Consider the following 12,396-nt stretch of genomic DNA (forward strand, 5'->3'; position numbering starts at 1 on the left):
CTTTTTGTTTTTTGATATTCTGATTCTCCTTATTCTTCTTTTAATCCATCAACAGGGTTTTTATTTGCTGCACCTATTGCTTGTGATCCAACCGTGAGCAAAGCAACAAATAAGGCTATACAACCTGCACCTATGAAATACCATATTTTTAAAGGGATTCTATATGCAAAACCTGATAACCAATTACCTGCCAATAGATATGCTATGGGTATTGCAATACCTATAGCTATCAATACTAACTTCGCAAATTCGCCAGATAACATAATTGTAACCTGAGAAACGCTTTGCCCCAGTACTTTTCTAATACTAATCTCTTTTCGTCTTCGCTCTGCTGTATACATCGCTAAACCAAACAAACCTAGACAAGAGATTAAAATAGCTAGGCCCGCAAAATACTTTGATAAGGAAGCTACACGTTGTTCTGCTGCATACTGTGCCTGAAAATCTGTGTCTAAGAAACTATATTCAAATACATACCCAGGATTAAATTTGGCATATGCATCTGCAAGCATAGTAAGTGTTTCTTTTTCTGTTCCACTAGCAATTCGAACTACAAATTCTAAATTGGATCTATTATTATTTAATCTAAAAAACATGGGACGTACAGTTTCTCGAAAAGATTGAAAATGAAAGTCTTTTAAGATTCCTATAATCGTATATTGAGTAGATCCGTAACGAATTGTTTTTCCAATTGGATTTTTGATCCCCATCATCTTTATGGCGGTTTCATTAAAAACTATTGCAGCACTGTCTGCGGGAAACTGCCGAGAAAAGGATCTACCTTCTTTAACTTTCATATCCATGGTCTCTATAAAATCATGACCTATACGAAGTGTTTTAAAACGGGATTGACGTTCTTCTTCGTTACCTGTCCAAACTACCCCCCCGGTTGTATTAATGTTTGTTCCTATGATATTTTGACTGGTCATAGCAGCATTAACTATGTTTGGAAACGTTTTTAATTCTTTTAAAAATGCCTCAGCATTTTGTCTTAAGTGACCCTCCTGACTAAAATAAACAACATTGTCCTTATCCATTCCCAAGTTTTTGGACCGTACATAATCCACTTGTTGAGAAACTAATAACACTGCTATAATTAAAATAATTGATAATGAAAATTGAAATATCACTAACCCTTTTCTGACCCAAACCTCTCCCCAAGAATTTTTTAATTGACCTCTTAAAATGGTTACCGGTTTAAAACGAGAAAGATGTAATGCAGGATAACTTCCTGCCAATACCCCAGTAAAAAGAGCAATCAATAATAGTAAACCAAAAGTCAAAGGCTCAAAACTTAAGGATAATGTTTTACCAGTAATTACATTAAATTGTGGGATAAAAAGAAACACTACTAAAAGCGCAAATAATAGAGAAATAAACGCAGTCATTACCGATTCTCCAAAATACTGTGTAATAAGCGTAGTTCTTTTGGATCCCAATGCTTTTTTAACCCCTATTTCTTTTAAACGTCTTGATGCATTCGCTGTAGAAAGATTCATGAAATTGATACAAGCAATGGTCAAAATAAATAATGCAATACAGGAAAATAAGTATACATAATTCATGCGTCCAGAAGTTTGTTTCCCATTTTCAAAATTACTGTACAGATAATTAGATGAGTATTTAGTGATTATAAGATCTGCTTCAACATCTTCGTCTTGTAGCTTCGAGAAGTTTTCTATTTTAGCAGCAAATTCCTGTACATTCGTTCCTTCATTTAGTAAAATATACGTTATCGGGTTATTATTAACCCAATCATTTTTTCCGCCATTATGTATAATTCCTTTTTTATATGCCGCTAATGGTAATATAAAATCGAAATGAGTTGTTGAATTAGTAGGAATATCTTTAAAAACACCACTCACTTGATGTTTTCCTAGCATGCCCATTGCATCCCATTCGATTACTTTTCCTACTACTTCTTTTGGAGATCCAAAAAGTTGATTTGCCAGAGATTCTGAAATCACAATCGAATTAATTTCCTCTAGTACCTGATTTTTATTTCCTTCTATCAAAGGATAAGAAAATATATTAAAATAGTCTTTGCCAGCAAATACACCAGCAGTTTTTATAATTTTGTTATTTACTCGAAGTGGTGTTTTAGCAAATTGTGCAGGCACTGTTTGGGATGCTGCATATTTTACTTCGGGTAATTTATCGGCCATTGTTTCTGCCAAAATACTTGGGGTCCAATTAAGGACTCTAGGGCCTTCACGACTTTCAAACTTATTCCATACCTGATACAGGTATTCATCATTTTCATGAAATTTATCTACTTGAACCTCATCTAATACCCAAAGAGCTATTAAAAACACACAGGCCAATCCCGAAGATAGTCCTATAACATTAATCATAAATGTGGTTTTGTACCTCTTTATAGTTCTGAGAAATAATTTTACATTGTGTTTAAACATAATTGTTTGTCTTTGATTGAATCGTTGATGAAATTTATTCTTCTCTTAATCCATCTATTGGATTTTTATTTGCTGCACCTATTGCCTGTGCCCCTACAGTAAGCATAGCTACCAACAAGGCCACAAAGCCAGCCACAAAGAAGTACCAAATTTTCAAGGGAATTTTATATGCAAAACCCGAAAGCCAATCACTAGCTAATAGATATGCGACAGGAAGTGCAATACTAATTGCTATTAAGACTAATTTTGCAAATTCACCAGATAGCATCATGGTCACTTGAGAAGTACTTTGCCCTAGCACCTTTCTAATACTAATTTCTTTTCGTCTTCGTTGAGCAGTAAAAATAGCCAGGCCAAAAAGTCCCAAACAAGATATTATAATGGCGAGACCTGCAAAGTATTTTGATAATGACGACACCATACGTTCTGCCTTATATAATTTTTGAAAGTCAGCATCTAAAAATTTATATTCTAAAGGAAATCCAGGATTGTATTTTTCATAAAATCTGGTTAATTCATCGATTGTCTTAGCTAAATCACCTTTTTCTAATTTTAGCATTACAGTATTAAGTCTCTGGGGTTGCATGTACATAAAGATTGGTTTTAATTCTTCCTGAAGTGATTCGAAATGAAAATTCTTAACCACTCCTACTATCTCCATAGGCGTGTCCCACAATGTTATTTTTGCTCCAATAGGATCTTTTAGCCCCATTTTTTTGATTGCAGCTTCATTGAATATGATCTTTGTACTATCTGATCCAAAATCTCTTGAAAATGACCTTCCTTCTAGAATTTCCATCCCCATAAGTTCAATCATATCATAGTCTGTAACCAAATAACTCATTTGCGTGTTGTCTTCTTCATTTTTTCCTTCCCATGTAATACCTGAAGTGCCTCCATGACCGCCAAAAAAACCAGAGTTAGCAATCGATGCATTTTTTACTCCTGCAAGATTTTTGACTTCTTCAAGAAAAGTTTTTGGATTGTTTTCTAGAGTTCCTTCTAACGAAAAATAGACAATATTTTCGCGGTCAAAACCTTGATTTGTATTTTGCATCAAGCTTATCTGTTTATAAATAATCAGTACACCTATAATTAAAATAACAGATATTGAAAATTGAAATACTACTAAACCTTTTCGTACCCAAAACTCACTAAATGTGGTTTTAAGCTTACCCGTTAAAGCCTGTACGATGTTAAATCCAGATATATAAAATGCCGGATACATTCCTGCTACTAAACCCGTCACTAAGTTAACTCCAATGAGAAACAACACCATTTCTTTTGTCATCCTAAATACCATCGTTTTATTAGTAAGCTCATTAAAAAATGGTAACAAAACAATCACAAGTACTATTGATACAATAAGAGCAATTGAAACCAAAAAAGTAGATTCCCATAAAAACTGAAAAACAAGAGATTTTCTTTTACCTCCTAAAGCTTTTCTTAGTCCGATTTCCTTAGTACGTAATGAGGCATGAGCTGTGGACAAATTCATAAAATTAATACAAGCTATAAACAGAATAAAAAAACCAATAACGAAAAATAGACGAACATAATCAATACGCCCTCCAGTTTGAACTCCATCTTCATATTTGCCATATAAATATCCCTCTGAAAAAGGTCTGGCTAGCAAAAGATTTGTACTATCTTCTATCCTTGTAGTAAGATATTTTTCAATTTTTGTATTGAGCTGTTGTAATGTAGTTTCTGGTGTTAAAAGCACAAATGTCCTTGCATAGTTATAATTCCAGTCTTTATATAGGTATGGATAATGCCTAAACAGAACATCAAAAGGTAATACAAAATCAAACTTTAAAGTAGACGCACTAGTAATATTCTCAAAAACAGCTGATACCTTAAAAGTTTCATCTTTATTAAAGCTAATTGATTTACCAATACTATTATCTACAGAACCAAATAAACTAGTGGCCAAATCTCTAGAAATTACCATGTTATTTGTTCCTTCTAATGCTTCTTTTTCAGTACCCTGAATCAGTGAAAAACTGAACATATCAAAAAAACCATGATCTGCATAAAGTCCTTCTGCTTTTAATGCAATATCAGCATTTGAAAGTGTGTTTTTATAAAGTCCATTGATCGTTCGAACCGCCATTTCGACTTCGGGAATATCTTCCTTTAGTGCATCCGCTAAATAAGCAGACTGATTTGGGTATACTATTTTTTGATCGGTATCTATTTGTTTCTGCATGATTTGAACAAGTTGACCGTCCTTTTCATGAAATTTGTCAACATTTAGCTCATCACTTACCCATAAGTAGATAAACAATACGCATGTTAGTCCACTGATCATACCAACAAGATTGATAAAAAAAGTGAGTTTCGATTTTTTTATTTGTCTAAAAAATAATCGCAGTCTTCGTATAAACATGATTTCTTTTTTTTTATTCTTCTCTTAATGCCTCTATAGGATTTCTACTCGCGGCTATAAAGCTTTGCCAACTTACTGTCAATAATGCAATCGTTAACGCCCCTAGACCAGCCAAAACATATACCCATAACCCCAAAGTTGTTTTATAAGCAAAATTCTCCAGCCATATATTCAATGCATACCAAGCAATAGGACACGCTAATACATAAGCAATGGTTACCCATTTTATAAAATCTTTATTAAGTGTAAATAAGATCTGTTTAACCTTTGCTCCGTTTACTTTTCGAATACCTATTTCTTTGACTCGTTTCCTGGTATTAAATAGTGCAACTCCTAATAAACCTATACATGAAATAAATAAGGCAAGTATCGTAGAGGAATTTAAAATCTGACTGAATTTCTGATCCTTTGCATATTGGTTTTGAAAAACTGTATTAGAGAAATTAAAGATAAACTCTTCTTTAGGATACAATTCATTCCAAATTTGGGCTATTTGATCCATAGTCCCCGCAATAGTATTTGATTTTAATTTAAATGAGTAATACCCAACAGCATGATCCCACTCCAGGTTCTGGATATAAATAGTTGGTTGTACAGTTTTGTGAAGTGAAACATGATGATAATCTTCTACTACACCTTGTATTCGATAATTTTTATTGCCAATAGTAATAGCATTTCCTATAACATTATCAGCTTGAATATTGCCCATTTTAGAAAGTGCCGTTTCATTAATTAATATCCCATTAGATTTCCAATTGTTTTCGGGGTTTAAATTCTTACCTGCAATTAGGGGAATATCATAAGTATCCAAATATCCATCATCAATACTAATCTGGTTAAAGGTTACCGGATAAGGCTTAGCAGCTACTACAGCTTTTACCTGATCATTTAGACGAGTAATCGCTTTACCTGGTATTGATGAACTCGCCGAAAATGAAGCAACGCCTCCTAATGCAGATACCTCGTTTTTAAAAGTAGAGAGTCTACTCACAAGATCAGGATGTTGATTCATCGTCATAGGCGTAAAACTGAATATCGTTTGCGTACCATTAAATCCTAATTCCTTATCCATCATAAATTGCATCTGCTTATAAATTCCAACGGTACAAATCATCAATACAATGGTGATTGAAAATTGTAAGGTGACCATTACTTTTTGACTTGTCCATTTTTGATGTAGTTTTTGATCACCTTTTTTAACTACCGAGAAAGCCTTGTTCTTGATCACCGACATAAACGGTACAATAGAAGCAATACCCACAACAACTATCCCAATAGTTCCTAATAGTGCATATGTAGAAAATGTGATTCCATCAATTGGAAGTTGCGAATCGATCAAATAATGTGCTATTGGTATAGAGACAATAATAGCAACAATATTAAACAATATCGTTTCTACAAACATTAAGTAGAACACTTGATTATATCCAGAACCATTAAGTATTCTTATTGAATAGTTTTTAGCATTTTCGAGAGTTGTAATCGTATTTAGATTAATAAAATTGATAAGACATACAAGTAACACTACTAGAATAATTATCGACAGGAAAAATACTTGCGTTTGTTCTCCATTAACCGATAGTTCATGATCAAGTTTAGATTTTAAATGGATATCAGCTATAGGTTGTAATATAAAATTCATTTTAGCCTCCTTTAATTTTTGTGGAAGCGCCACCTTACCAAGCAAACCACCTAATCGACTTTCTATCGCATTGATTGATGTATTTTTGTCTAGTTTGATATAGCAATAGGATCGATATTGTACCGGTGCTTGCCATCGTTTTGTTTCATATGGAGTTGCCCTTTGATATTCATAATCAGGATTGTCAACCAATACTTGATTTTTATTGTCAAAATTTTGAAGATAATAAAACAGTGTTTTAAAAGTTCCAATAACATCAATATTCATGTGGCTATTGCTGGGGATATCTTCAAAAACTGCGTCAACAACAAATTTCCACCCTTCATTGACAGTTAGTTCCTTTCCTAATGGGCTTTCTTCTCCGTATAATTTTTTTGCAAAAGATTGTGAAATGGCTATACCATGAATATTTTCTAGTAAAGAATTCGTCTCGGCAGTGATGATTTTACGATCAAAAACTGAGAAAAAAGAAGGGTCACTCCAAACAAAATCAACATCTTGTATTTTTTGTTGAGGACCATTAAAAATAGTTACCACATCTCTACCAAAATTACACTGAGCGACAACACCTGGTATTTCTGCTTCTAAAAGCTCTGAGGACCCACCAAAGTTTTTTGCAGACCTTACTTCTTCACCATCCTTATATTTTAAATCTAAACCTACTCTATAAATAGATTCAGAATCTTTCCAGAATGTATCGTAACTAGTTTCATGTTTTATTTTTTCAAGAAGAAAAATGAACACTGTAAACCCAACAATTAGCCCTAAAATTTTTGTTGATGACAAGAATTTCTTCTTCCATACATTTCTAATAATCGCTTTTAATATGTGCGTGTTCATAATATTATCTGTGTTATTTTATTCTACATATCCTGTATCCAACCAAAAAGCATCTATAATGGCCATTATCTGTATTAACAAAGGTTTTTATTTGAATCAACACTGCTCATTACAATCTTTTGTTTTTATAATCTCTTCCATCAAAAATGTAACAGAATGTAATTCCATCTCATTAAGAGCAGGTAAATTGTTAACAATGAAAAGGCGTAGTTCTAACCCTACTTTTTCTTTCTCTATTTGTTCTTTTATCTCTTCCATGGTATTAACATTTTTAGACTATTAATAGTTATTCATCTCTTAAGGCATCCACAGGGTTTCCATTTGCAGCCATAAAACTTTGCCAGCTCACTGTAAGGAGTGTAATTCCTAATGCCATAATCCCTGCCAGTATAAATACCCACCAGCTTATGTTAGTTTTTACTGCAAAGTTTTCTAACCATGAATTCATAGCATACCATGCTATAGGAACAGCGATAATAAATGCAATCCCCACCCACTTGATAAAATCTATATTTAATAGTTTTAATATTTTAAAAATCGAGGCTCCGTTTACTTTTCGGATTCCGATTTCTTTTTTTCGTTGTATACAGGTATAAGAAGTAAGCCCGAACAGGCCTAATGCAGCAATAAAGATGGCCAACGCGGTAAATACCTTAAACGCTTCACTAAACTTAGTATCCTCTTCGTACTGCGCTTGAAACTTTTTATTAATAAAAGTATAATTGAACGTACTTTCGGGAAAAACTTCTTCCCAAACATTTTGTAACTGTGACAATGAGTTTTGATATCCTATTGTTGAAGCCACCTCTGGATCTAACTTTACCAACAGATTGTTTCTTGTTTTTCCATATCGAATCATTACAGGCTGCATAGGGGTTTTCAAACCAAAGTGATGATAATTTTTGATGACTCCTATGATATTCCATTCTACATCCCAAAATTTTACTTTTTGATTGATTGCTGCTTTAGGGTTGGCAATACCTACTTCTTTTGCGAATTTTTCATTAATAACCAGGTTTCTATCATTTCTTTTACTATTTGGAAGAAAAGTACTACCTGCTAAAAACTCAATATCCATCAGATCAAAATAGTTTGATTCTACTCTATAATTATAATATACTACGTTTCCTTCTTCTGTGCCATCTGGATGCGTAATCCCCATAAAAGAAGATAGATTTTCATAACCATCTCCAGGATATGTTTGAGTTGTTGTCACATCTTTGACCATTGATAATTTTCTTATTTCACTACTAAGTGCAGTAAAATCTTGAATTAGCAAGGAATCAGATTTTTTATTTAAAATCTCTCCATGTATGGCTACAATATTATTAAGATCAGAACCAATAGGCTGTTTCTGTATATAATTGATCTGCTTTGTAACTACTATGGTTCCAATTAATAACACTATGGTAGCCAGAAATTGTGTAATAATTAGCCCTTTACGAATGTTTAATCCGCTAGCCGAAGTTCTTATTTTCCCTTTTAATGCTTTTGAAGGAGAATAATTACTTAGTAACATTGCAGGGTATAGGCCTGCAAGCATCATTCCCAGAAGAATGAATCCTAAAATTGGGAGGATATTTATTAAACTCGCTAGTTCAAAAGTCAATGCTTTTCCTGTAAACGAGTTGTACAGTGGTAATATAATAATGGTAATTGTAATTGCCATTATTATAGCAATCATATTAAGGATAATTGATTCTAACAAGGATTGAATAATAAGTTGTTGTTTTTGGGCACCAGCTACTTTTCTAATCCCTATTTCTTTTGCTCGTTCTAATGATTTGGTAGTAGATAAATTAATATAATTTAGCCAAGAGAGTATTAAAATAATAAAGGCGATTGCTGTTAAAAACTTAACTCTAACTACACTTCCATTTAATTCGGCTTCATAGGGTTTATTAGAATATAAATGAATATCCTCGATGGGTTCTATATTATGCCTTTCATCGGGATCATCTTCAAAATCACTTTCGATTATTTTTTTGCGTAAAGCTGTTATATCTGCGTTTGGGCTAAGTTTTAAATATGTATAAAACACATTATTATTCCAATTGGGTATTTTTTGATTCTCATCAATAGCTTCCCATCCCTTCATGGTAGTATAGGATAACAAATAACTAATCTTAAAATGTGTATTCTCAGGAATATCTTTCATTATTCCTGTAACCGTTGCCAAGGTAGGATCTCCCCAAAAAACAGATATGGTTTTCCCTAAGGGGTTATCATTACCAAAGAGTTTTGCTGCAACCGTTTCAGTCAATACAATACTATTAGGTTCTACCAATGCAGTAGCTAAATCTCCTTTGAGTAATGTTTGATTAAATATCTCAAAATAGGAAGGGTCAGCTACATTTCCGTTGGTTTCTTCTATTACTTTATCTTTTATTTTAAGTGTAGTTTTGTCTAATCTATAAAACCGTGTATAGTCTAATACTTCTGGAAATTCTTTTTCAAATGTTGGCCCCGCCATATTATAAGTCTGTGCATCGCCTTGTATAAAATGATCTCCTTTTTTATAATCCATGTATACCCTGTACACATTTTCAGATCCTGTAAACTTGTCATAATTATTTTCATAATTCACATAAACCATGATCAAAATAAAAGACGCTACTCCAATAGCTAAGCCCAGAATATTAATAAAAGAATAGCGTTTATTCTTTAAAAGATATCTGATTGCTATTTTGAAATATAAATTATACATATCTCTGGTCGTTTTATGATTTTATTCCGTTCTCAAACTTTTTATAGGATTCATATTTGCTGTTTTAAATGACCTAATACCTACTGTAAGCATCACCATAATGATTGCAGCAAAACCAACAATCATAAAAATCATCCAGGAAATATTAATTTTTAATTCATATTTTGACAACCAATTATCTATAAAAATATAGGCTATAGGAAATGCAAGAATGCAGCCCAAAATCATGAGTACCATAAAATCAGCTGTCATAAGCCGAATAATATTTTTGAGAGAAGCTCCTAATATTTTTCTAATTCCAATTTCTTTATTGCGTTGTTCTGCCATAAAAGAAGAGAGTCCAAAAATCCCCAAGAGACTTATGAAAATGGCCATTATGGATAAAGAAGAAGCTAACTTGGCTACTTGTTCTTCACGCCATAATTTAAGCCCAAATTCTTCATTAGCGAATTTGATATTAAATTCTCCGTTAGGACTAAAACCCTGGAGTACTTTGGTCACTCTCGATCTACTTTCTGAAACGGATAGATCGGGATTCATTCGCATAGTGACAAAGGGTAGATTAGCCTTTCTCATGGTAAAAACTGTTGGTTTTACTTTTTCAAAAGGTGATTCCATCACCAGGTTTTTACAAACTCCTACAACTTTATAGTTAACTCCTTCCCATCGAATCATCTGATCTATCGGATTTTCAAATCCCATATACTCAACCGCAGATTCATTAAGAATTATGGCTTCTGTATCTGTTGAAAAATCTCTAGAGAAATCTCTTCCTTTTAAAATTTCCCATGCAGTAGTTTTTCCAAATTCGGGAGTAACTCTTAACGTGATAAAATTATCTCTTGATTCAGGATTTTTACCTCCCCATTCAAAGCCAGAATTCATTGTCCACATTTCGGTTATAGGTCCAGACGATTCTGACATTTCTACAATTCCCCCAGAGTTTAAAAGATTTTCTCGCATAGCAAAAAAATGTCCTTTCAATTCGTTTGATCTTTTTTGAAAAAAGATCAGATTATTCTGATCATACCCCATAGGCCTATTTTTACCTAAATCAATCTGTTGATAAATAAAAACTGTACAAATTATTAAGCCTATAGAAATTGCGAATTGTGTAACAACCAATCCTTTTCTTAAAACAGATTCTTTTTTACTGTATGTTTTAGTTCCTTTTAGCGCTTTGACAGCTTTAAAAGAAGACAGATACAAAGCAGGGTAACTTCCTGACAAAAAACCTATTGCAAGAGTAAAAACAACAATTGCACTTATAAAAATTGGATGCAACCAAGGGATTTGTATTACATCATTTGTTAAAGTATTAAAGGTTGGAAGAAATAAACGTGCTAGGACCAGTGCGATTACTACGGATAAAATCACCATTATATAGGTTTCTATCAAAAACTGTTTTACCAATTGGCGATTTGATGAACCTATAGCTTTTCTAACTCCAATTTCTTTTGCTCTTTTTGCAGATCTTGCCGTACTCAGATTCATAAAATTTATACTTGCCAGAAGCAATATCAATACTCCGATGATTGCAAAAAGACGAACGTTTTTAAGTCCGGTACCTATTGCTTTTCCATTCTTAAATTCCTGATATAAGTGCCATTTTTCCATAGGATGAAGGAATAACTCTGGCGTTGATATATCTTTTGTAACATTATATAGGGTATTCTTTATTTTTTCTGACACTAGATCCATGTCAGTTCCCGAGGCAATTTTAATATATATTGGAAAAGAATTGTTCCCCCAATCTTCTCTTGAATTTTTCACCCATAACTCCAGGTTTTCAAACAATTGAAAAGAACCATAAAAGGAAATGCTTTTATATGTTGAGTTCTTAGGTAAATCTTCAAAAACACCAACAACTTCGACATCTACATTTTCATCCAAGCGAATTACTTGTCCAACTCCCGATTGATTTCCAAAAAGTGCCTTATTTGCAGATTCTGATAGATATATTGTATTTGGTTCTAACTGGTGTTTTAAAGTTCCTTGAATTATGTTTAACCCCAGTATATCAATACCTCCTTCTTGCATAAAAAGACCTCTTCGTATTACAGTTTTATCACCAATTCGTAAAGAACGTTCTCCTCCATATGAAGAAACCACCACCTCATCTAAATCATCAGCAAAAAGATTTTTTAATTCCTGCCCTAATGGAACTGGATTAGAAACTTCTGTGAAAATACTTCCATTATATTGTCTGTTTTTATGAAGTAGTCCTATTCTGGTATAATCCTCATGATAATGATTGGCACTTAATTCATCTACCAACCAAAGCCCAACCAAAATTGCTGCTGCCATACCCGATCCTAAACCCATAATATTTAGAATTGTATATAGTTTATTTTTTGATAAACTTCTCCACGCTATTTTGATATAACTTTTAAACATTGTA

6 protein-coding genes are annotated in these 12,396 nt (G+C 33.0%); all 6 read right to left on the bottom strand.

Going from position 1 to position 12,396, the window contains the following annotated elements; all coding sequences use genetic code 11:
• Positions 1–29 precede the first annotated feature (29 nt).
• Positions 30–2,354 carry an ABC transporter permease gene (locus DK442_RS11380; RefSeq protein WP_200825108.1) on the bottom strand — a complete coding sequence of 775 codons (2,325 nt, stop codon included), beginning with the start codon at positions 2,352–2,354 and terminating at the stop codon, positions 30–32.
• A 94-nt stretch (positions 2,355–2,448) separates the two neighbouring features.
• Positions 2,449–4,806 carry an ABC transporter permease gene (locus DK442_RS11385; protein ID WP_109436006.1) on the bottom strand — a complete coding sequence of 786 codons (2,358 nt, stop codon included), beginning with the start codon at positions 4,804–4,806 and terminating at the stop codon, positions 2,449–2,451.
• Positions 4,807–4,819: 13 nt separating this feature from the next.
• Positions 4,820–7,288 carry an ABC transporter permease gene (locus DK442_RS11390; RefSeq protein ID WP_109436007.1) on the bottom strand — a complete coding sequence of 823 codons (2,469 nt, stop codon included), beginning with the start codon at positions 7,286–7,288 and terminating at the stop codon, positions 4,820–4,822.
• A gap of 96 nt (positions 7,289–7,384) precedes the next feature.
• Entirely contained in the window at positions 7,385–7,546 is a 162-nt protein-coding gene (locus DK442_RS28205) for a hypothetical protein (RefSeq protein WP_160114134.1), read from the bottom strand.
• Positions 7,547–7,574: 28 nt separating this feature from the next.
• The gene (locus DK442_RS11395; protein ID WP_109436008.1) at positions 7,575–9,995 is read right to left on the bottom strand and encodes an ABC transporter permease; all 2,421 of its coding nucleotides are present in this window, start codon (positions 9,993–9,995) and stop codon (positions 7,575–7,577) included.
• 21 nt (positions 9,996–10,016) lie between these two features.
• Positions 10,017–12,392, bottom strand: a complete 2,376-nt coding sequence (locus DK442_RS11400) for an FtsX-like permease family protein (RefSeq protein ID WP_109436009.1) — start codon at positions 12,390–12,392, stop codon at positions 10,017–10,019.
• Positions 12,393–12,396 lie beyond the last annotated feature (4 nt).

It is taken from the genome of Aquimarina sp. AU119, assembly GCF_900312735.1.
Lineage (GTDB): Bacteria > Bacteroidota > Bacteroidia > Flavobacteriales > Flavobacteriaceae > Aquimarina > Aquimarina algiphila.

Excerpts from the sequence above, each read along its gene's own strand:
- DK442_RS11380 (WP_200825108.1), bottom strand. The coding sequence starts at position 2,354 with ATGATTAATGTTATAGGACTATCTTCGGGATTGGCCTGTGTGTTTTTA.
- DK442_RS11385 (WP_109436006.1), bottom strand. The coding sequence starts at position 4,806 with ATGTTTATACGAAGACTGCGATTATTTTTTAGACAAATAAAAAAATCG.
- DK442_RS11390 (WP_109436007.1), bottom strand. The coding sequence starts at position 7,288 with ATGAACACGCACATATTAAAAGCGATTATTAGAAATGTATGGAAGAAG.
- DK442_RS28205 (WP_160114134.1), bottom strand. The coding sequence starts at position 7,546 with ATGGAAGAGATAAAAGAACAAATAGAGAAAGAAAAAGTAGGGTTAGAA.
- DK442_RS11395 (WP_109436008.1), bottom strand. The coding sequence starts at position 9,995 with ATGTATAATTTATATTTCAAAATAGCAATCAGATATCTTTTAAAGAAT.
- DK442_RS11400 (WP_109436009.1), bottom strand. The coding sequence starts at position 12,392 with ATGTTTAAAAGTTATATCAAAATAGCGTGGAGAAGTTTATCAAAAAAT.